The following is a 26996-nucleotide window of genomic DNA, read 5'->3' on the forward strand; positions in this document are numbered from 1 at the left end:
TTATAGTCGCATATGGACACAAAAAATAAAAAAGTTAGATTGCTACTTGATTTCTACAAAGAAATTTCACTCCTTGGTAAAATTAATGCGCTTTTAGGTTATGACACCAATGTTAGTTTACCACCGAAAGGCGTTGAAGGTAGAGCGGAACAAACTGCTCACATAACGAAATTGATATCCGAAAAATGGCTTGACCCAAAGTTTCGAGCATTATTAGATAGTGTCAAAAATGTCACTTCGTTGACACCGGAAGAAAAAGCAATTGTGAGAAATTTAACTTGGGCCGGTAAGTATTATTTTCAAGTTCCGCAAAAAACTGTCGTTGAATTTTCTAGAATTACCTCACATGCATTTTCTGCTTGGCACAAGGCAAGGACAGATAATAATTTTAAATTTTATTTGCCTCACTTGAAAAACATTATTTCTGTCAGCCGGGAAATAGCCGGACATTTAGGTTACAAAGACAATCCATACGACGCTTTGCTTGACATGTATGAACCCGAACTTACGGTTCAAAAATTTCAAATGGTTGTCGACAAATTGCAGCCTGAGTTAACAGGTTTAGTTGAAAAAATAGCAAATTCCGGCAGGAGCAATTTAGCTGAGCCAAAGAGTGACTATGACATAAAAACCCAAGAAGAACTGGCAAAATTTGTCTTAACCACGATGGGGTACGATTTTGAAGCCGGCAGACAAGATGTTTCGCCACATCCTTTTACGGAAACGCTTGGAACACAAGACGTGAGAATTACGAACAGATATAAAAACGATGCGTTTATAGAGCCGATTATGGTGGCGATGCATGAAGGCGGGCATGCCCTTTATGAGCAGGGAGTAAATCCCAAGTATGAATACACGCCTTTGTCTGGTGGAGTGTCGCTTGGAATTCACGAAAGCCAAAGCAGATTCTGGGAAAATCAAGTAGGGAGAAGCAAAGAATTTATAAGCTTCCTTACGCCTTTTATCAAATCCCATTTTCCCCAATTAAAAAATATATCAGCCGATGAGCTTTACAAAATATTTAATATTGTTAAACCCGGTCAGATAAGAGTGGAAGCAGACGAAGTGACATACAATTTGCACATTTTTCTTCGATTTGAAATTGAAAATGCACTAATAAATGGCAAGCTTAAACCGGAGAACTTACCTGAAATTTGGAATTCCAAAATGGAAAAATATTTGGGTGTAACTCCCGATTGCGATGCAAACGGAGTTCTGCAAGATGTTCATTGGGCTTACGGGAATTTCGGTTATTTTCCGACTTATACTTTGGGAAATTTGTATGCGGCACAGTTTACGGCTACGTTGAGTAAAAAACTGGATGTCAAAAAACTTTGCGCCAAGGGTGAGCTAACACCCATATTAATCTGGCTTAGACAACATATCCACACATACGGATCACTGTATTTCCCCGAAGAACTATGCAAAAAGGTTACCGGTGAGACGCTTGATGTAAATTATTTCGTGACTTATCTTCACGAAAAATACCGGACGTTGTACTCGATTTAAATATTGCGATATTAATTTTTATGAAGAAAAGGCTCACTATCCGGAGATTATTAAATAATAACTTATTGAAGATTAGATAATATAATTCTAAAACCGTAAGATTAAGGGCAGTTTGCAATATGGCAGAACGGGAACCGACAATCAACATAATTGCAGAGATTTCCAAAAAAATTGACGTTGCTGTTATGCTTACGGCTTGGGGGGTGCATTGCTTGGAATAATAACTCCTTCTGTGGCACTTGCTGCGATAGTCTATAGTATTGCTACCTATATTGGAGCCGACGCGATAAAGAAGAAGTAGAAAAGCTCTCATTAAATCCTTATAAATCCGTGATTATTGTTTTCCTAATTTCCGGGTGATTCCTATGAATAGTTGTAACAAAGGTTATTTCTAATGGAAGGTAAAACATCATAAACAAGGAAGGTTACTTTTTGTAGACGACTCCAGAGTTTCCGGCACAGTATGATGCCTGCGAGGAATTAGAGGGTAAATAGGGCGGTAGTTGGTTATTTGCATAAGGATCGTAGCCGGGACGAATAAATGTGGTCTCTGCTTGTACCCATTCACCTTTTGCGAGATTCCCATCAAGATATATTACGGTATCCTCTTTACCTGATATATCAGGAGTAGATAGTGTTTGACTACTTAAAACTTCAAGATTTGTATGTTGTCCGCCTGCACACCCGTCTTTATCGCCACCACATGCACTCAGTACACCCAAGGTAAGTGTAGCTAAAAGTGTTAAGCGTTTTTCACTATCTCTCATAAACGGCAATTATACCAAATACATGGCTTTATTGCCAGAATATCCAACCTATACAAATTAACCAAAAAAATACGCTATACTCATATTAGGCTATGGTCGAGAATTATTACGTTTGTCCAAATCATCCTGATGTAAAAAAAGAAAATCCGGGAGAATGTCCTACGTGTGGTATGCTTTTGCAAGATAGAAAAGGGAATGTGATAGGTTTGAAAATTCATAAAAAAGGACGTAAGTTTAAGGAAAGTTCGATTTTATCCAAACAGCAACCGCTGGTTGTGATTTTAACCATAGTTTTTCTTACTACCTTTTTGTTTTCCGCACGTGATTATGCTCGGGGTACATTAATTGAAACTAAAGTTCTTTCCAGTTTGTTAGGGAGTGCGATGTTGGTTTTTGGTAGTTTAAAAATGTTTGACGTGAAGGGTTTCGCACAAGGTTTTTCGAAATATGACTTGATTGCGCAAAGATATGAAATATACGGATTTTTATATCCATTTTTACAAGTTGTCCTGGCTCTTGCATTTTTACTGGATTTGGCTCTGGTTTCTGTAGGCTTTACAACATTTCTGCTTTTCTCAATTAGCACCACGGGAATCCTGGCAAAACTTATGAAGGGGGAGAACGAAGTAGACGTGGGACTTGGAACTTATATACCCGTACCACTTAGTTATTTTTCGCTAATTGAAAGTTTGGGAATTTCTGTAATGGCGTGTGTGATACTTGTGCATTTGTGGCTGTAAACGATGATAATTGGGAACTTGTTAAATGATATAGATTTACTTATTGTAACGAACAATTATTAATGTATTATAAATTATGGCAATTTTAGACGTTGTTGACGCCAACTTTGAAGAAAAAGTTTTGAAATCCGATAAACCAGTTCTTGTTGATTTTTGGGCTCCTTGGTGTGGTCCTTGCCGAATGGCGGAGCCGATACTGGAAGAATTGTCAGAAGAATATAAAGACAAAGTTGAATTTTATAAAGTGAATGTCGACGACAACCATGACTACCCGCAAAAGTATGGAGTCATGTCGATTCCCACGACTGTACTTTTTAAAGGTGGACAAGAAATCGGTAGACAGGTTGGATTTTCCGGTAAAGATGGTTTTGAGCAACTTGTCAAAAAAGCATTGTAAACCCCAGTGGTAATTTAGCAATACCTGTTTTACTCTTTGTGAAAATAATGTAGAGTTATATTATAAGATTTTAATCTTGTTTCTATTTAAGGAGGTGATAGAAAATGAACGATAACACAAATGATCAAAACAGCACACCAAGTGATCCCATGTCACAGGGTATGGGTGGTGTGGCACCCGCAGCGACAGACGATCTGGGTAGAGTAGATAGCCCGACAACCGTTACTGAAATGGCAACCAGTGAAGAGCCGCCAGTATCCGATGAACCGCAAGTTGCGGCAGAAAGCGGTGAAGATATGGTAAGTGCTACTCAATCAACGACCGCACCCGAACCGCTTGCGAATACGCAATCAGACACATTGTCCGATATGCCCGTAGTTGAGCAAGTTGCACCGATGGGCGTAACACACGATGATTCTGATATGGGTGGAGATTCCACTCCTCCCGTAGCATCGGGGATGTGATGAAAACTTTGAACCAAGTTGACTGATTACATCAATCGGTCAGCTTGGTTTGTTTTATTTACTGTAAATACGCTGTGTTTAATTTCTAAGTTAGTTTAATTAACCGGGCAGGGGATTAAGAATTAGGGTTTTTCTTGATGAAGACTACATAATAAAATATCGATATTAATAAACTCTTTTATTCACTATGACTAATGTATTAACATTTACCAAAACTCCCAATGCGGGCGAACCGTGGGATGTGGCCATTATCGGATCCGGACCTTCTGCTTTTACTGCGGCAATTTATACTTCCCGAGGAGCTCTTTCGACGCTAATTTTGGGCGGAGATATGTGGGGTGGACAGTTGATGTTAACGACTGAAGTCGATAACTTTCCTGCGCACCCTGGAATTATGGGACCGGAGCTGATGACAAAGATGAAAGATCACGCACTGCTTTTTGGTGCAAAAATGATCGAAAAAAATGTAACCTCTTTCGAAGTTCCATCTATTAACAATAAATATTTTAAACTCACCACAGCGGATGATTTGTATTTGGCTAAAAGCGTGATAATTGCAACAGGAGCGGATACGAGTTGGCTTGGGGTGCCGGGTGAAGACAAACTGCGAGGAAGAGGTGTATCCTCGTGTGCGCCATGTGATGCCCCGTTTTTTAAAGACAAAAAAGTTGCGGTTGTTGGTGGCGGTGATAGTGCGATGGAAGAAGCGCTTGTTCTAACCAAGTATGCGTCTGAAGTAGTACTTATCCATAGACGGGATAGTTTCCGGGCAAGTGCGGCAATGCAGAAAAGGGTATTTGAAAACAAAAAAATACAAGTTTTATGGGATAGTAGTGTCGCGGAAATATTGGGTGATGAAAAAGTAACGGGTTTGAAAATAAAAACAACTGCTGGCACCAAGCAGGCGCAAAAGGTTAAAGGGGAAGAAAAACAAGGGTTTGTATATTGGAATATGGATATCGACGGAATTTTTGTTGCAATTGGACATACACCTTCGACAAAAATATTCAAAGATAAAGTAGAACTTGACACCAAAGGTTTCATTGTCAAAAAAAGTGCAGACGGTTTTAATACCTTAACCAGTCAAAAAGGAGTGTTTGTAGCGGGGGATGTGCACGACTATCATTACAAACAAGCGATAACCGCAGCGGGGTTTGGGTGTATGGCGGGAATGGATACGGTTAAATACCTTGCAGATCAGAACTAAATACTATATTGACAGATAGTCTTTGGTAGTCCAAAATAGCAAAATATGGCTTTTGAAAAGACGAACCAACTTGGTGTTGAGAAGCTTCTTCCTGTATTTGTTGTCATATCCGTTTTTCTTGCTTTTGCCGTAGGAGTTTTGTGGAACAAAGTTTCCTATTTGGAAAATGGTACACCAACATCAAAAACGGTTACGCCAACAGCTAACGGTGCTGCAGCAGATGCTGTCGCCAATCAACCAAAGAATGGAAAACTCACCGAAGATCAGGCGGCAAAACTCACACCGGTAAACGACAAAGATCATGTCCGTGGAAACAAAAACGCAAAAGTATTTTTGGTTGAGTATTCCGATTTACAATGTCCTTATTGTTCAAGTTTTCATCCCACAACTACTCAAATTCTTGAGGAATATGGCGACAAAGTAGCGCTTGTTTATCGACATTTTCCGCTTGACCAGATTCACCCGCAGGCACGTCCGGCTGCTGTTGCTTCCGAGTGCATAGCTGATTTGGGCGGTCAAGATGCGTACTGGAAATTTTTAGATGCAGTTTTTGCCGACCAGAAAGGGTCGCTTGCTGATATGTCAAGTATTGCCGTAAAGGCAGGTGTGAGTAAGGTCGCATTCCAAACCTGTATTGATTCGGGAAAATTTGATAGCGCTGTAGAGGAGGACTACCAGTCGGGACTAACGGTTGGAATTACAGGAACTCCGGGAAGTTTAGTGGTAAACGAAAAAGGTGAAGTATGGTTGGTTCCCGGTGCTCTACCTTTTGCCCAACTTAAAACAACCATAGACGAAGCATTAGCCTCATAAAAGAATTGAGTATTCTCGCTTGTTTACATAGCTGGGGGTTTAGTTTATGAATATATTCTGCTATAATGTCACCCTATGGCAGTTAGCGAACATAGTTGTAGGGATTTTCGAGGCTCAGTTGGTCAAAAACTTCCAAGTTGTACCGGGTGTGGTTTGAGAGTAATCTACGATACGGAAGGTGGAGCAAGGTTAGACGGAGAGTGTCCGAAATTAAATAAGAAAGAAGAAAATCAGACTCCGATTATTCCTAGAGATAGAAACCGGGGAAATGGCTAAACTCCCTCCAACACTTTATAAGCAACAACCGCCGCACAACCCCAAGTGTTAAATGAGATGTTTATTCCGTGCATGGGTAGTTCTACAATAATGTCGCACAGTTTTAGGACATCATTCTCAATTCCATAGCTTTCATTGCCGATAACGATAGCAACTGGGAATTTGATGTTTTTTGTAGATAGTAGATGGTAGCTTGTAGATTGAGGAGATTGCTCAATTGCGACAATATAGTAGCCTTCCTTTTTTAGTTTTTGAACCGTTTCTATGGTTGATGCGGTTTTCTCCCATGGAACCCAGCTTTCGGTTCCCACTGCCGCTTTGTGAATACGCGAATTTGGCGGGTATTCCATATCACCTGCTAAATACATCTTTTCTGCAGCAACTGCATCCGCCAATCTAAAAAGTGAGCCTGTATTGTAGGTGTCAATGATTCTGTCCAGTACAAAGACTATTGGATTTCTCGCTACCTTTGACAGATCTTTGTTGGTGGGATTGGAATTTCGCAAATGTTTGGCGTTTAGTTTCACAATAGACATGACGATAATTATATTTTACCAGTGTTAGGAGTCTTGTGTGAAGCTGTATTCGTGAACGAAAGCGGGAATATTAATACATATCATCGGGATTGTAATCAAAAGTCTGACCTGGTGTAGGCGCTATCGTACAATCTCGATACCTTTCTACCCTGTAACCGTAAGGGCATTTTTTCACTCTAGGTTTTTCACTTTTAGTGTAGCAGTTTTTGAAAAATGGACATGTATCGCAATCTTTTGGCGGTAGGATGATTTCAGACGTCATGGCCACAATCATACAACATTATAAGATTATTGCAAAGGTGTAAGGCAACAAGGTAAAAAAGCTGGTAAGATGAGGTTTGTATTCGTTTAGACTGTTAAATAGAAGCGTCGAAGAAAAATATCCAGCTTGGATTTAGCTGGCCTAAGATGGTAAAATAGCAGAGCCTTAAATTGCTTTGTAATTTATCAATTTTTAAAGTACAGGCTCTAATTTACAAAGTGAAATACAACTGAAAGTATTAAGGCCCTAACACAAAGTGCTACGGCCGAAAGAAATGAGGCCCTAACACAAAGTGCTACGGCCGAAAGAAATGAGGCCCTATCGTCTAACGGCTAGGACGGCACTCTTTCAAGGTGCAAATCAGAGTTCGATTCTCTGTGGGGTCACTAAGATTTTCCCAAAAAATATTGTTCCTTCAAACTAATTTGAACCATATTTTAAAAAGAAGTCGTTTAAGTTCAAATTAACTTATATGATATAGCTTCGAGCGAGTGTAAAATGAAACAGCATGATTTTTCTGAGCAATTAACTTGACTGAGAATTGTGTAGCTGGTGCAATGATTGTGGTGAAAAATATTAAAATAAACAGGTTGCTGTCAATGAAATTAACTACTATTATTTTTGTTGCACTGGTTTTGGTGTGTTTGGGAATAATTACTTGGCGACTGCAAGAAAATAGAAATACAAATAAGATTAATTCTTACGAGGAATGTGTTAAGGCAAGCAACGGTCAGGTAAATCTTATGTATCCACCGCAATGTACGACAAAAGATGGACGCACTTTCATTGACCCCTCTGCCAAACCACTGAATTCTGTTGGTAATTTGGATGAAAAGATCTCTAAAGACATTGCACAGGGATTGTTGTTTGCCGATTTTCCCGAAATATCCAAGGGGTTGGCGGGTGGGCCACCTGCACACATGCTGTACTATTTTGAAAATAATGAAGGTTGGCAAGTCGTATATACGACGGAAGGGAGTGGAGTAGACCAGATTTTTGAAGCATCGTGTTTCAAGGTTACACACCAGAGAGTCGTTTATCAGACGGGCAATTACAAATATGAGAATTTGTCGAGTTATATTCTCAAAGACATCGACAATCTGGATACGGAAACCTGTCGAGTTAAGGGTTGGTAAGAAAGCGGCGTTTCGTGAAAAACATTTCATGCATTAACCAACTGTGTTTATATATAACATATGTTTTTGTTGGCTAATATATTTTCAGCATTACTACTGCGATTACTATTTTTACTTCAATGACTTGGATGATACTTGCCTAAAAATACGTGCCTGATGGTGAAAAACTATTGAATGTGATACAAATTAAACAACGGGAGGTTGCCCTCGTTTTAGTTACATGCAAAGTTGTGTATCTACGGTGGGGTTTACTAACTTGTTATTTATAAAGAAAACAAGCAGGATTTCTTGTGCCCTTTTTGTAAAAATCTTTACCCTCGCATTATTTCTACGAAGTTATAAGTCTTAATAAAAACTATGTTTATGATGCGCATCACGAGTTTGATACAAATAAATAAAATACCCACTGATTCTTACCCATGTTTTATTTAAACTTCCCGAAAACCGTGGACTATTTGTCCACGGATGAAGGGAAGCGGTAAACAAACTATTCGAAGAAAACCGAGAGTTCTCAACCCTCGGTTGTTTATTCAAACTTTATGGAAATCACGTATTTTTTAAGTGTTAGCGAAGCAGTGAACTAACTTTCCTTGGAGAATTATGGCATGTATGACGCGGCGGTTTGTCGGAAAATTTATTACAGCCAATTGTTTTATTTTATATAACTTGGCATAATACACATATGCAAAATACTGAAGTTTTGGAGAAATGTTACAAAGACATTGCACGAATTATGCTCGAAAAGGTGGAAGAAGGTTGGAACAAAGCCTGGATTGAAGCTGATTATATAATGTCACCCCAAGGTGATGTGGATAGTTTTATCGCAAGACAATCAAAGGAAAATGAAAATAAACTGCATGGTTTACGTGTAGATTTTGGTACAAATAGTCCTCTGAAAATTGCCTTAAACAAAATTCACACTATTGTTATTGACAACAACGGCAATCGGTGTAAGTGGTTCAAATTTAAGTTAACCCCAGACGGCTCTTTTAATATCAATTTTGACTATGATAATAATCATAGTTTTACTGGGAGATAATTATGCAAAGAAAAATAGGCAATGGAGGAACATTTTGGGTTTCGAAAAATATAATGACGAATGAAGGGAAGAGCGTATCTTTTTACTATGCATGGGAAAGTGCGACACCTGAGGATGCAGAGAATATTGCTCAGAAGTTTCCAAAGTATTTTGTATTGGAAAACGGAACCGACTTGTGGGTTAGGGGTGAAGCGGATGGAGTAATAACCCTTGACGAATTAAAGGAAGTAATTTCAATGGATCAAGTGGACAGCATGGTATTAATCGATGACGCAACAAGTGAAGTGATAGCGGGGGTAAAAGACTGGGCTGATCCGAACGATCTTGAGGACTGTTAGGTTAAACTTCAGAAGGTTGATTAGTTCTTACCAAGCAAAAATAGCTATGCAGTTTTTTCTTGTAATATTCCGACATGTCTGATGCCATAACTTTCTCGATAAGACTTGTTAATCTTTTTTCAAACGCGTCTTCAACTTCAAAAAAGTGATCCTGGTTGTCGGTTTTGGGTCTGAAATCCAAAAACACACCATCTTGTCCACGGAGATACCCGATTGTATTTACCAGCGATATTAAAGTTGGCAGATAACGAGCGATTGTCTCGGGACTAACATCCGTTTTTTCGTATTTTGCCAATTGCTGATCCACCAAGCTTACCAAATCGTCAAATAGTTTTTTGTAAGTATCTTGATCCATGAGATAAGATTACTATCACAAACGAATTATTGCAACACGTTGACGGATGTTCACAATTGCCATTTCATCCATCTTGTAGGTGTGAACAATGATGGTTCAATAACCGGATTGTTGGTATTAAGCGGAATGACAGATTGGGAAAAAACATCCTATTTCAAAAGCGAAAGCAACAAAAAAATAATGACGCTACAAGAAAGGTTTTAAATTTGTTCTATTATTTGTATAATACATATCGAGACAATGGGCCCGTAGCTCAGCGGCAGAGCAACAGCCTTTTAAGCTGATGGTCACAGGTTCGATCCCTGTCGGGCTCACAACGTAAAAAGATAAAGGAAGCTGACAACACTAATTGCTAATAACACCAGCGGAAGTTGTAATTAAAAAGTGGCACGTTATTAAGGCTTTTCGATTGAGATAGTGATTTGGTTCAAACACAGTGACTTTAGTCGCGCAAGTGGTAGGACATTCCGGTGTAAACCGGAACAAGTTATTAAAATTGAAAGATATTTAAAGTAAGTATGTTTTTATTGCGGGATCGTCTTCCGAGCCTCCGACCTAAAGTCGAGAGCTCGAGAATACGCGACCAACTTGTTGGGTCGGTATAATAAGGGATGGGGTATTGTTATGTATTAAGTTGTATCAACGGGAGCTACTATGTGGGTTCAACAAGAAACATTTACGATAGATTGGGTAATCACAGAAATGGGCAAGTAAAATATACAAAAAACAATAGACCGCTTAAATTAATTTTTGTAAAAGAATTTGCAAGTTACAACTTAGCTTATAAATTTGAAATGAAGGTAAAATCTTGGAAGAAAAGATCATCAATAGAAAAGATGATTGGTAAAAGTGATAATGTATGTTTAAAATATTGCGGGATCGTCTCTGCGAAGCACAGCGATGAAATCGCGCAATTGGTAGGACATTCCGGTGTAAACCGGAACAAGTTATTAAAATTGAAGATTAATTAAGTAAGTATGTTTTTATTGCGGGATCGTCTCTGTATAACACAGCGACAAAGTCGCGCAAGTGGTAGGACATTCCGGTGTAAACCGGAACAAGTTATTAAAATTGAAGATTAATTAAGTAAGTATGTTTTTATTGCGGGATCGTCTCTGTATAACACAGCGACAAAGTCGCGCAAGTGGTAGGACATTCCGGTGTAAACCGGAACAAGTTATTAAAATTGAAGATTAATTAAGTAAGTATGTTTTTATTGCGGGATCGTCTAATGGTAGGACAGCGGCCTTTGGAACCGTCAATCTAGGTTCGAATCCTGGTCCCGCAGCATATTGTAGAGGGTTAGTAATCTGAAGGCTTAAAACAAAATTATTATCCTAACTACAAAGTTCTTCGTACAAATAAATGTCCAGTAGAAGTTGTGAAGAAAATATTAAGTTTTATTTTTGATTGTTTATAATTATTGGAATAATATTCGCCAGATTTAACAAATTCAGTCTCGTCAAGTTTTGAATTACTTCCAATAGTTTCATAAGTTACTTTTACTCCAATCTCTTCCGGTAGGGCGATGGAAACCTTACCGCTTACTGTTTCGATTTCAAATGTTTCTTTGGGAATTGAATTTGAAGAAAATGAAAAATCAGCAGAGCCGAATGTGTTATTAAATTTAAATTTTCTTAAGTTCAGATTGGTGAAAGAACTTTTAACTGATGCTTTACCTGCATAAAAATCTAAATCAACAGGTATAGTTTGACGTCCAAACTCAATGCCATATTTTATGGAGTCAGGAGTAGAAAGAGATTCGGGTTCTCCATCATCTCCTAAATTTATTAGTAGTTTGTCGGTATTAACTTTGTTGTGGACACTCACACCAAAAGGAGATCGAACACTTTTAGTGGAAACAAAATACGTAGATTCGGAAGTATCGGTAATGTCAACAGATCCTTGCGAAACAGTGATATTATACTGCACTTCCTGTATGTTCTTATAGTCTGATTGTTTAATGAATTGAGATGTGTTGATTGGGCTAAACGTACGATTTTCGGATATGACAAACCGTGCAGTATGGAATATGTATAAAATACGTTGTGCTTTGTAATGAATGTTTAAGAAATTTGTTGCGTATGAGTAAGTAAAAAACGCAACAAGAGAAGTAAGTAGTATTAGCACATACAACTTCTTGTTTTTATCCATAAATTATTATCTCACGATATCACGACATTGTCATGATTATGGCTTTTCATTCTCACTAAGTCTTAAATTACTGATTCCAATCAGTAGAAATAGTTTGAATCCTCAGTGAAAGATGGATTTTTCTATCTTTGGTTGGCAGAAGTTATCACTAATTTATTCAAACTTTACTAAATCTAAGTGCTACTGGTGTGGCATCAGCGTTGCAGTGATTAACTTTTCCTTAGAAAACCATGACCTATCAGTGTATGGTTAATTACTCCAAAGTATCCAAGACTTGACTAAGGGTAGTAGGATTTGCGAACTCTATTTGGACCGCTATTCGTTTGCCAATTAAAAAGTCACGGTCTTTTAATATCTGATCATCCTCTCGCTCTCCGAGTTGACGATCGGAAAGTAGCGACAAGTCTGCCCTTGGATAAGCTCTTCCTATTCTTTGTAAAAATGTTTCGAAATCTGAATTTCGGTGTAGCATTGCAAGCTGCTTTAAATCTAGTGGTGGCTCTTGGCCATTACTGGTCTTTGATTCTTCTTCGTATCTAACATCCTCGGCAACTCTAGAAAGCATGCGCACTCTTTCGGCGTAACGGCTTGTGCTCATAATATTTGTTGCAGCATTTTTCAATTCTGGATCATCAAGCGTTTCATTAATTGCCATACGTGCAATCAAATCCGTCCATGCTTCATCGAAAAGATTGTAACCCATATTGTTTACGGAGTAGACTCTACCGCCAACATATTTTTGCCATGGCTCTTTTACTTCGGATTCTGTTTCAGATTGATGAATGAAATAATCAACCCCCGATTTCAATATTTCGCCACGGGTGTTTATTGTTGCCAAACAATGTGTCCATTCATGAAATAAATTGTAAACCAAACCGACTGCCGTATATCTAGTTGATGTTTTCATGTCTTTTTCCATATCAACTAAATTAATATGTGCAGTATTTGGGATATCGGGATTATCTGCTCCGAGTGCCTTACCCCAAGGTAAATTATTTCTGTCGGGAGAATAATCAGGATATCCGCTATTTCTCACTCCTTGGATAAATTCGTCTTCGTTGTTATAAACACTTGTAATACTAACGAGATGTTCTTTATCGACGTCAATTCCGGTCAATTCAGTATATAATTTTGCACTTAAATTTACTAAAGCATCAATTTCAGACTTTTCCAACTCGGTTAGTTTTTTACCCCCAGTCTCACGAATTATATCTTGAAGACGATCGGCGTCACGTTTTTCGAAATTCTGTATAGCTTCAGGTAATAAATGCCCTGCAGCTGCACTAACTAACGCAGCACTACCAAGTTTAATTAAATCCCGTCGTGACACCAATGTGCCTTCAGTCATTGCGAAAGTCATTTTATCATAAATGCATACAAAACAGTTTTCTGATATTAATTTCGTCTATTCTGAAAAATACATCACTAAATCAATAACAGCAAAAAGAGAAAAACATTTTAAATGTTATAATTGGCGTTAAGATGACTATTCGGGAAAAAGTTAGGGGGATTAAACATTTACAAAATAAATATTTTATTTGTGTTTTGGAGTATCCGAAAGATATCAAAAATATTGCCTCAGCTATTAGAAATATTTCTGCGTTTGGTGTTGAAAAACTGTATGTTATTGGGGGTGCAAAAATAGTCCGGGATTTTGAGTCGGCGCGAAAGAACGAACGCTTGAAAAATCTCAGTGCCGGAGCTAGCAAGTGGGTGTTTGTTAAACATTTTAATACAACAGCAGAGTGTCTTAATCATCTGAAAAAGAATCTGTATACCATTGCCGTCACGTCGTCTCACCAAAAGGGCAAGACAAATATAAATTTGTATGAGGAGACATTTACCAATAAACGTCTCTCGGTGTGGTTTGGTAATGAATCTAAAGGAGTTTCCGAAGAAGCCGTCAATGCGGCAGACATGTGTATTCAAATCCCGATGGGTGGAATTGTAGAAAGTTTAAATTTAGGTACTAGTACGGGAATTATTCTAAGTTATATAAGTTATCAAAGATTAAAGTATGTATATTCTCACGGCAAGGCTCGGTTCAAATCCAAAGGTCTTGGTAAACTCAAAATGCGTTCATGGGAAGATTTTATTAACCCGCATCGATAGCTGATTAATACATTAGACCCAACCACTCCCAAGATTTTTTTCGTCGTTACTTACTTTGCGTCTAACTATTTATGAGTTACGACAAGACAAACGGGGAGTATGTAGCAATCAAATACTTCACTTCAAATCACTAAAGTCCCTTAACTCTTTCCATGTATCACGCATCTTTTTAGGATTTTTTGTTTTGGCGAACTTGTCATACTGGGAATGAGCATGATCAATTCTTCGGTAATATTTAATCGGACACCAATATCTTTCTGTTCTGCCACCTATTTCCGAGCTATAACGGATCAGATTGTTGATATAACTACAATAAATACAGTTAATTTTTTCCCATGGGTTTAACCACGAAAGCAGTACTCTATCGTATACAAAGTAGTCTTTGTTTTTCACCAGGGGTATGCCATACAAGCGGAAACATACCTGGTGATAGATCTCAATGCATGCATGCCAGACCAACGCCGGAATTATCATGCTATAAATAAATGGCGCACTAACGAAGTATTTCCAATTCACGGGAATTTGAACCTGGCGGCCCTTGCGCCTCCATAGTTTTATGGGATTTTCTGGTACTTTAATTCTTTTGATAAGTTCGTTTCTCGCCGACAGCGCATTTATATGTTCGTCAAAATAAAGTCTGGTTTTATGACCAATTTTTTTTAGATTGGCATGATTGAAATACGCTTTTAATTCTTTGCTATTAATATTACTAACTGTTTTGGTCAATCTACTCATGAAGCATATTCTAATACAATTGATAAACAAAAGCTCTAACCATATGGAAGTTAGTAAATCTGATAAACTGAATGTATGAGTCAGAAATTCATAATGATTGTCGTTTCCTTTACGTTGCTTCTTGGTGTGACTTTGGTTTATTTCAACTTTATCGGAGGTGATATTGTAAATCCCTTAAAGGTTGACAATCTCTATCAATCAAATATTGCTACAAAAGTTACACCCGATGCGGTTAAGGGTACATTTGTAAGATTTGAAAATGACTATTTAATTTATTTGGATTTAGGTAAAGAAGAAAAAATATTAACGCAAATAAACACAATCTATATTGACGGTTCCATGGAAATTACTAAAGCCGAATTAACAAAAGGGGACATATTAATTATCCGAACCGACAAAACGGTGGAAGGTGAACTAACGGCAACCGTAGTGACAAGGTACACCAGGCGCTAAATTTTATAACGCAACACTGTCGATTCCTGCAAAACACCCCGAAGATACAAAAGCTAATTTATATGCATATGAAATAGCAATTAAGCTACACTTAACACATGACAATTGCCAAGAATCTTAGGGGAATATTTACAAACAAGAAAGGTGAAATAATAATCGGGCAGTGGCCAAACACACCCCTTATACTTGCTATCGGTAGTTACTTAATTAAATATCTGCCCTTTAGCATTGCAGGACAGTTTTCATTCTGGGGAGTTTTAATATCGCTTACGTATTGGTCTTACCTTGAAATATTTTATGGTGATAATACATTTAGACGTATCCTTGGAGTTGTGGTCTTGGTTAGTCAATTGATAAAAGTCTTCAACATTCTTTTCTGATACAGGAAAGAATTTTCAAAACTTGATTAGCTGGTGATAAACAATAATTTGTTCAGAATTAGATTAACTAAGTAAAAGAAATACAGTGAGAACAAATAAAAGTTGCTACAAGCTTTTAAATTTAAACACCGTAAATAAAAAAGGGTCGCAGATTAAACTTTTACCAATTTTCTGCTATAATACATAAGTCCTCGATTAAGTGTCGGGATGTTAATTGAAACTTCCAAAAACATTTTTTTCAACTAATTTTTGGTCACTCTAAAATTGTTTTTGGCTAAAAAAATATGAATACAAAAATAATAAATGTAGCTGTAATTGCGCACGTTGACCATGGAAAGACGACTTTGGTGGATGCACTTTTGAAACAAACTCATGTCTTTCGGGAGAATCAAAGCGAAATGCAAGATACGCAAATAATGGATAGTAACGATTTGGAAAAAGAGCGGGGAATTACAATCTTAGCCAAAAACTGTTCCATTAGCTACAAAGACACAAAGATTAATATCATTGATACGCCGGGACACGCTGATTTTTCGGGTGAAGTAGAGCGAACTCTTGGTATGGCAAATGGAGCATTGCTAATCGTTGATGCCCAGGAGGGGCCGATGCCGCAAACAAAAGTGGTATTAAAACGCGCCTTAGAAATGAATTTGAAAATAATCGTCTGCATAAACAAAATTGACAAAAAACATGCAAATCCAAAAGAAACTTTGGCAAAGATAGAATCGTTGTTTTTGGATCTTGCGACAAACGAAGAGGCTCTTGATTTTCCCGTTGTTTATACAATTGGGAAATTGGGAACGGCTTATTTGGAAGTACCCGTGAACTACGAAGACAAAGCAGATATCTTTCCGCTACTTGATACCATATTAAATACTGTACCGCCATCAAATGTGAGAGACGGAGTGTTTAAAATGCCGGTTTCTTCGATTGACTTTGAAAGTCATTTGGGAAAAATCTCAATTGGCAGGATCTATCAAGGGCAGATCAAAGCTAAAGATAAAGTAATTGTCACAAATGATATCAATAAAATTTGGACCGTCGACAAAGTATTCGTATACGAAGGATTGACAAGAAAAGAAGTTAATGAAGCACCTTGCGGAGAAATCGTTGCTCTGTCGGGGATAGGCCAAGTTGCAATTGGTGACACTTTATCGGATCCCACTGACATTACGTCGCTTCCTGCAGTTACGATTGGTGAACCAACACTTGCAATTACCATGGGACCAAATACGTCGCCGTTTGCAGGAAGAGAAGGAAAGTTCACGACAGGTAGACAAATTGAAGAAAGACTTGTCAAAGAACTTGAAAGTAATTTGAGTCTTAGAGTAACAAAGCTCGCAAATGGTAAATTTGCAGTTTCCGGCAGAGGTGAACTTCACTTATCGATTCTTCTGGAAACCATGCGTAGAGAAGGATTTGAAATGGAGGTAAGCAAGCCTGAGGTGATAATCAAAGAGGTTGATGGGCAAAAGCAAGAACCTGTTGAGGAAGTATCGATAATCGTACAAAACGAATATGTAGGAGCTGTGTCGGAAGAATTAGGTAGACGCTTGGCGACATTAATCAGAATGGAGCCAAATGCAAATGGTGAAATGTTTTTTCTTTACAGCGCACCGACTAGAGTATTGATTGGTTTAAGGAGCGTTTTAACAACTGCATCAAAAGGCACATTAGTGTATAGCTCTGTAATAGAAGGCTTCAAACCCTTGGGTAGGCCATTACCCAAACTGCGAAGGGGAGCGCTAATCGCAAGCCAAGATGGTGAGACTTTGTCGTATGGATTGGAAAATGCTCAGCAAAGAGGAATTCTGTTTGTAGGATCGGGAGTAAAAATTTACGAAGGCATGATTGTTGGTATAAACAGCAAAAACGAAGACGTCATGGTGAATGCCTGTAAAGGAAAAAAGTTAACAAACATGAGAAGTAAATCCTCAGATGGTGTTATTCAGTTAACCCCTGCAACAGTATTGTCGCTTGAACAATCTCTTGATTTTCTCGAAGACGATGAGCTTTTGGAAATTACACCTTTGTCCCTTCGTTTGCGAAAAAAATTCCTGACGGATATTGAGAGAAGGCGGCATCAGAGAAAAGCAAACTAGCCAGAATTTCTCTTTTAATGGTGTGAATATATCTCCGGTGTTGATCTAAGTGATTCGACGTTTACTTTCAGATAACCAATAAAGAGTGCGGCAAAAAATGACAATAGATGTTAAACCGCTAGATTAGTTGCTTTAATTCAGTGTCTGACCCCGAACATATTTCAAACAAAAAACTTTATTTTGTATTACAATAAGAATTATGTCAGAAAATAGTGATGTCCCAATACCCGAACCTGCTCCTAAATATAAATATTCATATGCCTTTGGCGGTGATGAAGAGGCGGAGCGTGTTACCGATTTGTTCCCCCCTGGGAAATTAGTTGATACCAGACTAATCGACTCATTGGTGGGTGCGATTGAGCAACAATTCCCCGAAGATAAAAGGAGGCATACAATAGCTCAATACATAATTTCGATGGCTACTCAAGGTGTAGATGTAGCAGGAGGTGCAGAAAATGTGGCATACGCCATATCTCCAAAAGATATGGTGTCAGCTTCGGAACCTCCAACGAGAGAACAAAAGGGCATTCTTCAAAGATTATTTCAAAGAAGAGAAAAACAAGGCAAAGAAAGCTCACCACCGAATTATGCTTCCTTAGATGAAGTTAAGGGCAATGGATTTGTATATGCACTTGCAGGTGTTTCCGCTTCACTAGAGGGAGAGGAAAGAGGTGGGTTTGTTAATATATTATCTGATCAATTAAGAGAGCATATAGGCAATGCAGGTGGTGAAGACAAAGTGCGTTTACAGGGTATTCATGAGGAGATTACAACTGCAATCTTGCACGGCAAATCGCGTTGGGAATAATAGTCCACAAAGGTTTTTGCTTCGATAACAGACAAGTGGTCACGACTAAGATATTTCAGATTGTGGTGGGGACGAAGAATGACAGGAAAATTTACAAATCACATAGGTAGTTGCTTTTCAGATAGAAAAGATGCAAAATTGCGCTATGACGGGTATTATTGAGCGTATATTAGGTACAAAGGCGCCTATTGTGGTTAAGAAACCTGACCCCAATAGATTAGTAGAATGCAAAATACCCTCCCAGCCTGACTCCTTGGGTGGTCCTGCAAACCAGTCTGCTGCGGAGTGTCCACATGTTTTTGTGAACGAGCATGGTAGACGCTTATGTACAACAAATAACCTAGGTTGCCCAAGAGTAAAAACAAATTAAGATTAATATTTTCACTATTGAATAACACTTTTCTCTATTGAAAATAGAAACGTACCGTATTTAACTCCTTGTTCATTATTAACAAATCTATTGACTTTAGAAATTATGTATAGTGAAATAGACGGGTATGACTGTTGATAACATAGTGGAAAGACCCTGTATCGTTGCGGGACAGGCGGATTGTGGGGGATCTGTGGATCACCAGACAGCTAGCACGTGCTCCTACAGACGGGGATCAGGACCGATCGGTCCAGGAAGGATATATACATGTTCAGTATATCCTCCAAGAAAAGATTGCCTTATGGAATTAATGCGTGTAGGGGAAAAAACAGATTAATACTCTCGCTTTTTTGCCCCAGTGCTTAGCTTTAAAGGACAGACCTTTAAAGGTTACCCAACTTCTTACTTGCTAAACAAAGCTTACCTTGTATACAATCAATATCGCTATGGAAATACTTGAAACAGTAATTAGCTTTATTCTTCACATCGACAAACATTTGGCTGAAATCATTTCAAATTATGGCGCTCTGACATATGGAATACTATTCGTAATTATCTTTATTGAAACTGGCCTTGTGGTAACACCTTTTTTACCGGGGGATAGTCTTTTGTTTGCCGCAGGTGCCTTTGCCGCACTGGGAACCCTAAATATTTGGTTACTGCTTCTTTTGCTGATTGTTGCTGCTGTTTTAGGAGATACGGCAAATTATTGGATCGGACATATCTTTGGTGACCGGATTCTCAAAAATCCAAGAATTCCCATTAATCCCGAACATGTTGAAAAGACGGAAAACTTTTTTGAGAAACATGGCGGCAAAACTATTATCTTAGCCCGGTTTGTGCCGATTGTCAGAACTTTTGCGCCGTTTGTGGCGGGAATAGGCAAAATGCATTACGGTAGATTTCTCTCATATAATGTCGTCGGTGGAATTACGTGGATCGTTTTATTTCTTTTTGCCGGCTACTTTTTCGGCAATATTCCGGCAGTTCAACACAATTTTACACTTGTAATTGTGGCTATTATTTTGCTTTCGGTTTTACCGATGGTTTATCACGCCGTCAAAGAAAAATTAACTAAGTCACACATTAGAGACACACGTCTAGATTCCAAGGATACCAAAAAGAAAAAGACAATATAAACAATATATTGCACCCCACAAATAAGTGATATAATTTTTATATGAAGATTTTCCTCGCCTTGCTTTTTATATTTTTTCCTCTTATTGCTCCGTTATCCGTAAATGCTCAAGCTGTGGGAGATTGTAAATGCTCAAAAGTTGTTGATGCAATTGAAAATGCCAAAAAGTACGAGTACATATTTTCCGGTTCGGTAGAAAAAATAATTGAATCGGGCAGTGAGCATGTCGTCAGTTTTAAACTTATAAAAAGCTATAAAGGATATTTAAATGAGAGTTTTAATGTATATACCTCAAATGAAGAAGCTAAATGTGGTTACAAATTTGTCAAAGGTCGGGAGTATTTTGTTTTCGCGTCCCTGGATGGCCAGGGGAGAATTGTTACCGGGAAATGTTCGCAAAACGAGTTCCTGGAAGAAGCAGGAGATGATGTTGCTGCAATTGCCGGTCGAAAAATTGCTTCAGAAACTAAAGACAAATTTACCAAAACCGCTTCGAATTCGATGGGTCCGCTTAGTGAAACAACGCCGGCAATGACAGTCGTTGTTCTATCGGCTGCTGCTGTTTTGATTCTTGGAGTCGGAGTTGGTATGACTGGAGTCCCCAATGAGCGCAAAAAGAAAAAATCCGATTAAAATACTTCCTTTGTTATATCAGTAAGTAACCCCACCCAAATATTAAAATAGTCAATCTTAGTAAAGTTTGCAACACTTTGCATGCATCGTAATTTTCGCCCAAACATTTATTTTCTCTTTTTGACAATTCCACGCGATTTAGTGTTTGGATGGAGAATACGCTCCTCGCCGAAGGCGTAGAAAAGTTATTACGGACTTTGGATCGTAGAGAATTGCTGCATGAAACAAATCAAAAATTGAATGTGAAAATTTAAGTATGTGGCGGATTATTTAAGTGTCGGAATATTTGGAGCTTCAGAATTTTTTAAACCAACGTTAATCATGTATGCCTGACCCGGAAAGAGTTGGAAGTTGTTGTCACTGGGGGTGGTGCAGAAATGATAATCCCATCTTCCATTCTCGAATTGAGAGATGGAGTCTACCTTCAGATTATTTGTGGTGTGTAAGTCACAGAGCGTGTTGGCATAAACACTATCGACAATAGTCTGCGAAACACCGGCGAGGTTTAGACCTGGGGTTAGTTGATAGGGTGAACCAGCGATAACACCTGCCAGTGACCAAGTTGTGTCTGATGCACTTTTAAGCATATATCCGTGATTGGGTAGTATGTCGAAGTTTGCTGTGTTTTCTTTGCAATCATAGTATTCCCATGTGTTAGCTGTGATTGTGGCAATTTTTTCACTTTCGGTAACCATTGTACAAATATCGCGAGCCGTGAAACTTGTCGTAAGCGGAATTGCAAAACTATTCCATCCTTTTTCAAATTGATAAAAAAGACTCGAATCCGGCCCTTTGTTTTCACTTGCCTTTGAAGCAACCTTAACGTTAGTTGAGATTACAGTAGTTGTTGTAACAAGTGCCGCTGAAGCCACGATAAGAGAAAAAAATTTATTACTTAACGTCATTTATTGGGTGGGTAGATTTAATTTGCGATTGGTCTTAGCCGGTTTATCCATTTCCTTCAATTGTATGAGGTAGCCGACTCCATAATTCAGCTTAAAATTATTTACGCTAGGTAAACTGCAGATGTGTGTATCCCAACCATTGTTTTTCATCTGGTAAATTTCAACTGCCTCCAATTTCTTGCGTGGTGTAAATTTTTTGCACACTTCGTCTGCGAATAAATCCTTCTTTTCATTTTGCACAAAATTAAACATATAAAACCCGGCTCCTGCCAAATCAAAGTTCACAGGAACCTTTGCTCCTTTAATTTCCCAATCTCGAGCCTCGGACATGTAAAAAAGATAGCCCAAGTTGGGAATTATTTTGGCATTTTCGATTTCGGGAAATCTGCAGTTGTAAGCAAGATAGGGGTTTTCGTTGCCATTTTGCCATTTGTAAACGGCAGTGACTTGCAACTGGCTGCATACATCAGAATAAGTTAATCCGGTTTCAAGGGGCAGAGCAACGGTGTTCCATCCCTTAATTAAATTGTAAACCAAAGTACTTTTACGATTTGCTTTAGCCTGAGCAAACTTAGTATCGATACTTGTCTGAGTTATTATTAAAGTAAGAGTAACAAGCAATGCTGCTAGGGGAACAATAATCGAGAAAAATTGCTTAGAACCTTTCATACATTCATTATATTTACTATTTTTTGATTAAGTCAAGCAACTAATCACTTGGGCTTTTATTACTTAACTTTATTTGTTATAATTGCAGTGCGCAATTAATTTTGCATTTAGTATGAGTTAATAGTCAATCAGATGGATCTTGGTTTTTCACCAAGATAGATAAACCGCCATCTGGGCGGTTTTCGCATTTTTTAGGCTTTAGCTTACTAGGTACTCTGTACTTTAAAAATTGAAGATTAATTAATTTTTTGACCTCACGGGATTTCCATTATTTTTTTGGAATCGCCCATGGGGGCCGAGCAGGAACGTGTTCGGTATTCAAAAAATGACTGGAAATGTGTAAGACGAAAATTTTGTTTGTTTTTACACAAGCAGGGTTTCAAATCGTCACAATTTGAGGGTTTGATCCTGGCCCAGGACAAATGCTGGCGGCGTGCTTTGGTATGCAAGTGGATCGGGCGCAGCCCGCAACACCCAGCTAACAACAATCAACAAACAACTTTGATAGAATAAATTAATGAGTTTCAGATTTCTGAAATTTAAAGTTTACCAGGATGCAAAAACACTGCATTCAGAAGTTGTTATTATATCGAGAAAATTCCCAAAAGATTTCTATTATCTCAAAGATCAGTTAAGAAGATGCTCTCTTTCAGTTGTCTTAAATATTGCTGAAGGTTCGGCTAAGACTTCCGACAAAGATTTTAATAGATATATCGAAAATTCACTGGGGTCTGCAAATGAGGCAGCTTCTGCATTAGATGTTGCTTACTCCGAAAAAATAATAGAAATACATGATTATCACACTTTGTTAAAGTTAACAGAGGAAATTGTAAATCAATTAGGTGGTTTTTCTAAAAAGTTGAAAGTTGGTGGTTGAGTGTTGTGGGTTACGCTAGACGCGAACGGCTGAGTAACACGTAGGAATCTACCTCTTGGCGGGGAATAGCCATGGGAAACCATGGTTAATACCGCATAAGATCTTCGGATGAAAGGATGTAACTATCCACCGAGAGAGGAGCCTGCGGCCTATCAGCTTGTTGGTGAGGTAATGGCTCACCAAGGCTACAACGGGTAGGGGACGTGAGAGCGTGTACCCCCAGAATGGTACTGAGATACGGACCATACACCTACGGGTGGCGCAACCAGGAATCGTGCGCAATGGGCGAAAGCCTGACGCCGCGACGCCGCGTGAAGGATTAAGGCCTATGGGTTGTAAACTTCTTTTACTTAAGTGGAGACACTTTTGGGAATAAGCACCGGCTAACTTCGTGCCAGCAGCAGCGGTAATACGAAGGGTGCAAGCATTGTCCGGATTTATTGGGCGTAAAGCGTTCCGTAGGCGCATTGGAAAGTCACATTTCAAAGACCGGGGCTCAACCTCGGAAAGGGATGTGATACTACCTTTGTTGAAATATGTAGGGGCTACTGGAACTTAACATGTAGGAGTGAAATCCGTTGATATGTTAAGGAACACCGAGGGCGTAGGCAGGTAGCTGGACATTATTTGACGCTGATGGACGAAAGCCAGGGTAGCGAAAGGGATTAGAGACCCCTGTAGTCCTGGCCGTAAACGATGCTCGCTAGGGATGTGGTCTACAAAGCATGTATGCTTTAAGAAACAGCCAACAATTAACAAACAACTAACAACGAATTTAAGTTGGTAGTTGAGAGTTGAGGGTTGGGTGTTGTCTACAAAATGTATACATATTTTGTAGACTGCGTTCCGTAAGCTAACGCGTTAAGCGAGCCGCCTGGGGAGTACGAGCGCAAGCTTAAAACTCAAAGGAATTGACGGGGACCCGCACAACCAGTGGAGCATGTGGTTTAATTCGAGACGAACCGAAGAACCTTACCTGGACTTGACATCCCGACGACCGTTCTAGAGATAGAATTTTCACTATGTGACGTCGGTGACAGGTGCTGCATGGCTATCGTCAGCTCGTGCCGTAGGGTGTTCCCTTCAGTGGGGTAACGAGCGCAACCCTTGCCGTATGTTAAATTGTTCATACGGGACTGGTCGCCTTTGGCGACAGGAAGCGGGGACGATGTTAAGTCAGCATGGCCCTTATGTCCAGGGCTACACACATGCTACAATGGAGCCGACAGAGGGTTGCCAAAGAGCAATCTGGAGCTAATCCCAAAAACGGCTTCTCAGTTGGGATTGAGGGCTGCAATTCGCCCTCATGAACGCGGAATTGGTAGTAATCGCAAATCAGCTAAGTTGCGGTGAATACGTTCTCGGGTCTTGTACACACCGCCCGTCAAGTCAGAGGAGTTGGGGGCACCCGAACACCGAGAGTCTCGGTGGAAGGTGAAATCAGCAACTAGGATTAAGTCGTAACAAGGTATCCGTTCTGGAAGGAGCGGATGGATCACCTCCTTTCATGGAGTTGAGGTACGAAAAGTACAATAACACCCAAGTTTTCAGTCAGCGGTTTCTTTGTCTTTTTTAAGTTTACTTAAGGAAGAATAAAAACCGAGTCCGTATGTAACAACGATAAAGTACCGCTTCCAGTCATTTTTTGAGTGAGAGTATTAATCTTCAATTTTAAAAGTTTACTTCTAACAGTTTCGGATTTATTTTCGTAAAATCTTTAACCGTAGACTGATACAACCGACTTTAGTTGGTAGAGGATGTCATTTCGAACCTTATTCCCTTTACTGTAAATTCGTGAGTTAATTACATCAAGCATAGCTTAAATGCTTGACGATATATAAACCAAATGATTAAATGAGTTATGCCAAAGAGTAGAATAGTCCGCAGTGTATCTTGTGTAAGACTTCCCAACTAGATTTTATTTAATTTATTAATATGGCACTTACTAAATCAGATTTTAAAGAAATGAGAAAGGTTGTATCTGAAAGTGTGACCGATATAGTTGTCGATGCATCTCAATTAATTCTTAGTGGTATCCAAAAGATGTTTGATGTGCGGGATATTAGATTTGATGTTCATGATAAAAAACTGGATAAATTAACTAAAGATATCCAAAGTATTAAACTAGATACGAGGTTTATAAAAGATGATATTGCAGGTATAAATGGTGAGCTTGGACTCAAAGCATCTAAAAAAGATATAATCAAACTTACCCAAAAGGTTGAAAATTATCATCCCTCGAATTAGATTGATATTTATAATTCATCCCACTAAAAAACCCGCCGTGAAGCGGGTTAAACTTTTCTCAAATACAAAAGCGTATGGAGGGTAGGTGTGCAAAGAGGTGCTTTGCTGTGTCTATTCTTCGTAAGAAGAAAAGGGTACAGCCAGGCATTCTTTGTAAAAGTGCTTTAGAGGTTGTGTAGAAAACCTAACCCTCCACACGTTTTTGTACTTAGCTATTATAGCATCACTTAAAAATAATTCACGGGTATTTTTCAGGATAACAGATTGATATCACCTCGTACAAAATACATTTTTGAAATCTCAATAGTATGGGGTAAAATACCTACCATGTGTCGAGAAAGAAACTTGGTGGAAAAAAAGACTAGAGTAAACGGAATTGATGTGCATGGATCAGAAAATCCACTAAATCAGCCGGAAATAAATGCTTTAGTGGAACAAGTAAATCAGAATCCTGTTTTACACCCAAACATCCTAAAAGCAACACATTTTGCATGGCAAGGTGATACTGATACTGTACCGCAAATCGTTGGGTATGAGCTAGGGTGGAGAGGGCATTTGCAATTTGTTGATGCACATTACCAGGCACTGTCCCAAATTGTCGGTAAAAGTATAAAAGGAGTCGATGTTGAATTGACCCGTATGGTCGTTAACGAGAATGAATCGGTAGGTCCCGCATCATACCACTTGGGATATTTAGTTTCGGGTTTCAAAGATTCCGCTGGTACTGATGGAAATTGGCACCCATCACCATATAACCCTACAGTGTCAGCCTATTACAATCACGCGCATAAAATTGACTATGGTGAAGTGCATGAAATGGGTCACAGAGTGCTGCACCTGCCAGATACTTATTCCATTGATACTGTACTTTCTCCTACCGGAAATGACATACTGGCGAATGTACCACAGCCATGGCTTACATATATGACTCACAAAAGAAACGATAGAGGTCCTGATTTGATGAATGGAGGTTTGTATATGGGGGAAGCAAGTTATCGCCTTGATCCATACGCCACATGGTTACTTCAAAGGCGTTTTGTACAGGGTTGGCAGCATGATTTGGCACGAGCAATCCCAGAAGGCGCGTGGAACTTTCCTCATGAGGTACCAAATGAAACTACACTCGAAGCAAAGGGTTGGGAAGGAGCCAGCTTGACAATTTTTAGAACCGATGGCACAGAAATGGAAAAACATCTTGCGGAAGAACCGGTATTTTCCGGGCAATTTAATCAAGATGGCAAAATTACCATAGGAGATCCGTTTGAGGGTGTCGACAATAGTGACGGTTTTGTGCCGAATTATCGATCATTGCTACTTCTTAAAGCCACAAGACCGGATGGAACCATTGGTGTTCGTTATATGGATATTGGTGATTTTAATATGGCTACGGGTTTAAAAGGGGAGCACTCAAGCCGTGCGGAAATGCGATTGATTGGTGGCTTTGCGGATGTTTCAGATCCGAATGTCACACCGGAGAATTTCAATTGGACGATATTACGTAATCCGATAGATGTTTATATGCCAATAGTTGCAAAGTAAGATTTCTATCAATTCGAGAGGTCCACGGACTATTG

The 26996-nt window shown here is 38.9% G+C and carries 30 protein-coding genes, 3 tRNA genes and 1 rRNA gene; 25 read left to right on the forward strand and 9 right to left on the reverse strand.

Annotation, left to right across the window (positions count from 1 at the left end; translation table 11 throughout):
* The first annotated feature begins 12 nt into the window (after positions 1–12).
* Positions 13–1509 (forward strand): carboxypeptidase M32, encoded by a 1497-nt coding sequence (locus tag IPM62_01305; protein QQS39236.1) that lies wholly within the window; start codon positions 13–15, stop codon positions 1507–1509.
* A gap of 425 nt (positions 1510–1934) precedes the next feature.
* Here the strand turns inward: IPM62_01305 and IPM62_01310 are convergent, their stop codons facing one another.
* Positions 1935–2276, reverse strand: a complete 342-nt coding sequence (locus IPM62_01310) for a hypothetical protein (GenBank protein QQS39237.1) — start codon at positions 2274–2276, stop codon at positions 1935–1937.
* Between the two features lie 92 nt (positions 2277–2368).
* Between IPM62_01310 and IPM62_01315 the strand changes: the two genes are divergently transcribed.
* From IPM62_01315 to IPM62_01340, 6 genes are all read left to right on the forward strand, one after another.
* Positions 2369–3016, forward strand: a complete 648-nt coding sequence (locus IPM62_01315; GenBank protein ID QQS39238.1) for a hypothetical protein — start codon at positions 2369–2371, stop codon at positions 3014–3016.
* Positions 3017–3092: 76 nt separating this feature from the next.
* Complete coding sequence (trxA, locus tag IPM62_01320) at positions 3093–3413, forward strand: thioredoxin (GenBank protein ID QQS39239.1); 321 nt, start codon at positions 3093–3095, stop codon at positions 3411–3413.
* A gap of 104 nt (positions 3414–3517) precedes the next feature.
* Positions 3518–3877: a hypothetical protein gene (locus IPM62_01325; GenBank protein ID QQS39240.1), complete on the forward strand. Its 360-nt coding sequence runs from the start codon at positions 3518–3520 to the stop codon at positions 3875–3877.
* A 187-nt stretch (positions 3878–4064) separates the two neighbouring features.
* Entirely contained in the window at positions 4065–5084 is a 1020-nt protein-coding gene (locus IPM62_01330; protein QQS39241.1) for an FAD-dependent oxidoreductase, read from the forward strand.
* A gap of 45 nt (positions 5085–5129) precedes the next feature.
* Positions 5130–5897 (forward strand): thioredoxin domain-containing protein, encoded by a 768-nt coding sequence (locus IPM62_01335; protein ID QQS39242.1) that lies wholly within the window; start codon positions 5130–5132, stop codon positions 5895–5897.
* Between the two features lie 75 nt (positions 5898–5972).
* Complete coding sequence (locus tag IPM62_01340; protein QQS39243.1) at positions 5973–6173, forward strand: hypothetical protein; 201 nt, start codon at positions 5973–5975, stop codon at positions 6171–6173.
* On the opposite strand, the gene IPM62_01345 is transcribed toward IPM62_01340, so the two are convergent.
* On the reverse strand, positions 6170–6709 hold the full coding sequence (locus IPM62_01345; protein ID QQS39244.1) for a TrmH family RNA methyltransferase: 540 nt from the start codon (positions 6707–6709) through the stop codon (positions 6170–6172). The two genes, IPM62_01340 and IPM62_01345, sit on opposite strands and share 4 nt — an antisense overlap.
* Before the next feature lie 70 nt (positions 6710–6779).
* On the reverse strand, positions 6780–6971 hold the full coding sequence (locus IPM62_01350) for a hypothetical protein (protein QQS39245.1): 192 nt from the start codon (positions 6969–6971) through the stop codon (positions 6780–6782).
* Positions 6972–7285: 314 nt separating this feature from the next.
* Here IPM62_01350 and IPM62_01355 point away from each other — a divergent pair.
* The 4 genes from IPM62_01355 to IPM62_01370 all read left to right on the forward strand — a co-directional run bounded on the left by IPM62_01355 (position 7286) and on the right by IPM62_01370 (position 9484).
* Positions 7286–7357: transfer RNA gene (locus tag IPM62_01355), tRNA-Glu, on the forward strand.
* A 213-nt stretch (positions 7358–7570) separates the two neighbouring features.
* On the forward strand, positions 7571–8107 hold the full coding sequence (locus tag IPM62_01360; GenBank protein ID QQS39246.1) for a hypothetical protein: 537 nt from the start codon (positions 7571–7573) through the stop codon (positions 8105–8107).
* Between the two features lie 682 nt (positions 8108–8789).
* Positions 8790–9146 carry a hypothetical protein gene (locus tag IPM62_01365; GenBank protein ID QQS39247.1) on the forward strand — a complete coding sequence of 119 codons (357 nt, stop codon included), beginning with the start codon at positions 8790–8792 and terminating at the stop codon, positions 9144–9146.
* Positions 9147–9148: 2 nt separating this feature from the next.
* Positions 9149–9484: a hypothetical protein gene (locus tag IPM62_01370; GenBank protein QQS39248.1), complete on the forward strand. Its 336-nt coding sequence runs from the start codon at positions 9149–9151 to the stop codon at positions 9482–9484.
* Between the two features lies 1 nt (position 9485).
* On the opposite strand, the gene IPM62_01375 is transcribed toward IPM62_01370, so the two are convergent.
* Entirely contained in the window at positions 9486–9839 is a 354-nt protein-coding gene (locus IPM62_01375) for a hypothetical protein (protein ID QQS39249.1), read from the reverse strand.
* 242 nt (positions 9840–10081) lie between these two features.
* Between IPM62_01375 and IPM62_01380 the strand changes: the two genes are divergently transcribed.
* The 3 genes from IPM62_01380 to IPM62_01390 all read left to right on the forward strand — a co-directional run bounded on the left by IPM62_01380 (position 10082) and on the right by IPM62_01390 (position 11127).
* Positions 10082–10153, forward strand: a tRNA-Lys gene (locus IPM62_01380).
* A 297-nt stretch (positions 10154–10450) separates the two neighbouring features.
* Positions 10451–10810: a GIY-YIG nuclease family protein gene (locus IPM62_01385; GenBank protein ID QQS39250.1), complete on the forward strand. Its 360-nt coding sequence runs from the start codon at positions 10451–10453 to the stop codon at positions 10808–10810.
* 246 nt (positions 10811–11056) lie between these two features.
* Positions 11057–11127, forward strand: a tRNA-Gln gene (locus tag IPM62_01390).
* A 53-nt stretch (positions 11128–11180) separates the two neighbouring features.
* Here IPM62_01390 and IPM62_01395 read toward each other — a convergent pair.
* On the reverse strand, positions 11181–11993 hold the full coding sequence (locus IPM62_01395; protein QQS39251.1) for a hypothetical protein: 813 nt from the start codon (positions 11991–11993) through the stop codon (positions 11181–11183).
* A gap of 253 nt (positions 11994–12246) precedes the next feature.
* The gene (locus IPM62_01400) at positions 12247–13341 is read right to left on the reverse strand and encodes a hypothetical protein (protein ID QQS39252.1); all 1095 of its coding nucleotides are present in this window, start codon (positions 13339–13341) and stop codon (positions 12247–12249) included.
* A 134-nt stretch (positions 13342–13475) separates the two neighbouring features.
* Here IPM62_01400 and IPM62_01405 point away from each other — a divergent pair, with 134 nt between their 5' ends.
* Positions 13476–14105, forward strand: a complete 630-nt coding sequence (locus IPM62_01405) for an RNA methyltransferase (protein QQS39253.1) — start codon at positions 13476–13478, stop codon at positions 14103–14105.
* 117 nt (positions 14106–14222) lie between these two features.
* Here IPM62_01405 and IPM62_01410 read toward each other — a convergent pair whose 3' ends face one another.
* Positions 14223–14840, reverse strand: a complete 618-nt coding sequence (locus IPM62_01410; protein ID QQS39254.1) for a hypothetical protein — start codon at positions 14838–14840, stop codon at positions 14223–14225.
* A 75-nt stretch (positions 14841–14915) separates the two neighbouring features.
* Between IPM62_01410 and IPM62_01415 the strand changes: the two genes are divergently transcribed.
* The 7 genes from IPM62_01415 to IPM62_01445 all read left to right on the forward strand — a co-directional run bounded on the left by IPM62_01415 (position 14916) and on the right by IPM62_01445 (position 20724).
* Entirely contained in the window at positions 14916–15293 is a 378-nt protein-coding gene (locus IPM62_01415; GenBank protein ID QQS39255.1) for a hypothetical protein, read from the forward strand.
* Positions 15294–15391: 98 nt separating this feature from the next.
* Entirely contained in the window at positions 15392–15673 is a 282-nt protein-coding gene (locus IPM62_01420) for a hypothetical protein (protein ID QQS39256.1), read from the forward strand.
* Positions 15674–15957: 284 nt separating this feature from the next.
* A complete protein-coding gene (locus IPM62_01425; protein QQS39257.1) occupies positions 15958–17775 on the forward strand; it encodes a GTP-binding protein in 1818 nt (605 codons plus the stop codon).
* A 199-nt stretch (positions 17776–17974) separates the two neighbouring features.
* Positions 17975–18583 carry a hypothetical protein gene (locus IPM62_01430; protein ID QQS39258.1) on the forward strand — a complete coding sequence of 203 codons (609 nt, stop codon included), beginning with the start codon at positions 17975–17977 and terminating at the stop codon, positions 18581–18583.
* A gap of 497 nt (positions 18584–19080) precedes the next feature.
* Positions 19081–19290 (forward strand): hypothetical protein, encoded by a 210-nt coding sequence (locus tag IPM62_01435; GenBank protein QQS39259.1) that lies wholly within the window; start codon positions 19081–19083, stop codon positions 19288–19290.
* 109 nt (positions 19291–19399) lie between these two features.
* Positions 19400–20092, forward strand: a complete 693-nt coding sequence (locus IPM62_01440; protein ID QQS39260.1) for a DedA family protein — start codon at positions 19400–19402, stop codon at positions 20090–20092.
* A 41-nt stretch (positions 20093–20133) separates the two neighbouring features.
* On the forward strand, positions 20134–20724 hold the full coding sequence (locus tag IPM62_01445; protein QQS39261.1) for a hypothetical protein: 591 nt from the start codon (positions 20134–20136) through the stop codon (positions 20722–20724).
* A gap of 266 nt (positions 20725–20990) precedes the next feature.
* Here IPM62_01445 and IPM62_01450 read toward each other — a convergent pair whose 3' ends face one another.
* Both IPM62_01450 and IPM62_01455 read right to left on the reverse strand, forming a co-directional pair.
* A complete protein-coding gene (locus IPM62_01450) occupies positions 20991–21629 on the reverse strand; it encodes a hypothetical protein (protein ID QQS39262.1) in 639 nt (212 codons plus the stop codon).
* Positions 21630–22298 carry a hypothetical protein gene (locus IPM62_01455; GenBank protein QQS39263.1) on the reverse strand — a complete coding sequence of 223 codons (669 nt, stop codon included), beginning with the start codon at positions 22296–22298 and terminating at the stop codon, positions 21630–21632.
* A gap of 390 nt (positions 22299–22688) precedes the next feature.
* On the opposite strand from IPM62_01455, the gene IPM62_01460 reads away from it, so the two are divergent.
* The 3 genes from IPM62_01460 to IPM62_01470 all read left to right on the forward strand — a co-directional run bounded on the left by IPM62_01460 (position 22689) and on the right by IPM62_01470 (position 26961).
* Positions 22689–24681: ribosomal RNA gene (locus tag IPM62_01460) — 16S ribosomal RNA — on the forward strand.
* Positions 24682–25110: 429 nt separating this feature from the next.
* A complete protein-coding gene (locus tag IPM62_01465) occupies positions 25111–25422 on the forward strand; it encodes a hypothetical protein (GenBank protein ID QQS39264.1) in 312 nt (103 codons plus the stop codon).
* 327 nt (positions 25423–25749) lie between these two features.
* Positions 25750–26961 carry a hypothetical protein gene (locus tag IPM62_01470; protein QQS39265.1) on the forward strand — a complete coding sequence of 404 codons (1212 nt, stop codon included), beginning with the start codon at positions 25750–25752 and terminating at the stop codon, positions 26959–26961.
* Positions 26962–26996: the final 35 nt, after the last annotated feature.

The organism is Candidatus Woesebacteria bacterium (genome assembly GCA_016700095.1).
In the GTDB taxonomy this organism is placed as follows: Bacteria; Patescibacteriota; Microgenomatia; order UBA8517; family UBA8517.

What these genes read in the sequence shown, in the direction of transcription:
- IPM62_01405 (QQS39253.1), top strand. Translation starts at nt 13,476, where the DNA reads ATGACTATTCGGGAAAAAGTTAGGGGGATTAAACATTTACAAAATAAA.
- IPM62_01310 (QQS39237.1), bottom strand. Translation starts at nt 2,276, where the DNA reads ATGAGAGATAGTGAAAAACGCTTAACACTTTTAGCTACACTTACCTTG.
- IPM62_01385 (QQS39250.1), top strand. Translation starts at nt 10,451, where the DNA reads ATGGGGTATTGTTATGTATTAAGTTGTATCAACGGGAGCTACTATGTG.
- IPM62_01315 (QQS39238.1), top strand. Translation starts at nt 2,369, where the DNA reads ATGGTCGAGAATTATTACGTTTGTCCAAATCATCCTGATGTAAAAAAA.
- IPM62_01325 (QQS39240.1), top strand. Translation starts at nt 3,518, where the DNA reads ATGAACGATAACACAAATGATCAAAACAGCACACCAAGTGATCCCATG.
- IPM62_01305 (QQS39236.1), top strand. Translation starts at nt 13, where the DNA reads ATGGACACAAAAAATAAAAAAGTTAGATTGCTACTTGATTTCTACAAA.
- IPM62_01395 (QQS39251.1), bottom strand. Translation starts at nt 11,993, where the DNA reads ATGGATAAAAACAAGAAGTTGTATGTGCTAATACTACTTACTTCTCTT.
- IPM62_01440 (QQS39260.1), top strand. Translation starts at nt 19,400, where the DNA reads ATGGAAATACTTGAAACAGTAATTAGCTTTATTCTTCACATCGACAAA.
- IPM62_01370 (QQS39248.1), top strand. Translation starts at nt 9,149, where the DNA reads ATGCAAAGAAAAATAGGCAATGGAGGAACATTTTGGGTTTCGAAAAAT.
- IPM62_01375 (QQS39249.1), bottom strand. Translation starts at nt 9,839, where the DNA reads ATGGATCAAGATACTTACAAAAAACTATTTGACGATTTGGTAAGCTTG.
- IPM62_01345 (QQS39244.1), bottom strand. Translation starts at nt 6,709, where the DNA reads ATGTCTATTGTGAAACTAAACGCCAAACATTTGCGAAATTCCAATCCC.
- IPM62_01360 (QQS39246.1), top strand. Translation starts at nt 7,571, where the DNA reads ATGAAATTAACTACTATTATTTTTGTTGCACTGGTTTTGGTGTGTTTG.
- IPM62_01470 (QQS39265.1), top strand. Translation starts at nt 25,750, where the DNA reads ATGTGTCGAGAAAGAAACTTGGTGGAAAAAAAGACTAGAGTAAACGGA.
- IPM62_01330 (QQS39241.1), top strand. Translation starts at nt 4,065, where the DNA reads ATGACTAATGTATTAACATTTACCAAAACTCCCAATGCGGGCGAACCG.
- IPM62_01335 (QQS39242.1), top strand. Translation starts at nt 5,130, where the DNA reads ATGGCTTTTGAAAAGACGAACCAACTTGGTGTTGAGAAGCTTCTTCCT.
- IPM62_01340 (QQS39243.1), top strand. Translation starts at nt 5,973, where the DNA reads ATGGCAGTTAGCGAACATAGTTGTAGGGATTTTCGAGGCTCAGTTGGT.
- IPM62_01420 (QQS39256.1), top strand. Translation starts at nt 15,392, where the DNA reads ATGACAATTGCCAAGAATCTTAGGGGAATATTTACAAACAAGAAAGGT.
- trxA (QQS39239.1), top strand. Translation starts at nt 3,093, where the DNA reads ATGGCAATTTTAGACGTTGTTGACGCCAACTTTGAAGAAAAAGTTTTG.
- IPM62_01365 (QQS39247.1), top strand. Translation starts at nt 8,790, where the DNA reads ATGCAAAATACTGAAGTTTTGGAGAAATGTTACAAAGACATTGCACGA.
- IPM62_01415 (QQS39255.1), top strand. Translation starts at nt 14,916, where the DNA reads ATGAGTCAGAAATTCATAATGATTGTCGTTTCCTTTACGTTGCTTCTT.
- IPM62_01425 (QQS39257.1), top strand. Translation starts at nt 15,958, where the DNA reads ATGAATACAAAAATAATAAATGTAGCTGTAATTGCGCACGTTGACCAT.
- IPM62_01430 (QQS39258.1), top strand. Translation starts at nt 17,975, where the DNA reads ATGTCAGAAAATAGTGATGTCCCAATACCCGAACCTGCTCCTAAATAT.
- IPM62_01455 (QQS39263.1), bottom strand. Translation starts at nt 22,298, where the DNA reads ATGAAAGGTTCTAAGCAATTTTTCTCGATTATTGTTCCCCTAGCAGCA.
- IPM62_01465 (QQS39264.1), top strand. Translation starts at nt 25,111, where the DNA reads ATGGCACTTACTAAATCAGATTTTAAAGAAATGAGAAAGGTTGTATCT.
- IPM62_01350 (QQS39245.1), bottom strand. Translation starts at nt 6,971, where the DNA reads ATGACGTCTGAAATCATCCTACCGCCAAAAGATTGCGATACATGTCCA.
- IPM62_01410 (QQS39254.1), bottom strand. Translation starts at nt 14,840, where the DNA reads ATGAGTAGATTGACCAAAACAGTTAGTAATATTAATAGCAAAGAATTA.
- IPM62_01435 (QQS39259.1), top strand. Translation starts at nt 19,081, where the DNA reads ATGACTGTTGATAACATAGTGGAAAGACCCTGTATCGTTGCGGGACAG.
- IPM62_01450 (QQS39262.1), bottom strand. Translation starts at nt 21,629, where the DNA reads ATGACGTTAAGTAATAAATTTTTTTCTCTTATCGTGGCTTCAGCGGCA.
- IPM62_01400 (QQS39252.1), bottom strand. Translation starts at nt 13,341, where the DNA reads ATGACTGAAGGCACATTGGTGTCACGACGGGATTTAATTAAACTTGGT.
- IPM62_01445 (QQS39261.1), top strand. Translation starts at nt 20,134, where the DNA reads ATGAAGATTTTCCTCGCCTTGCTTTTTATATTTTTTCCTCTTATTGCT.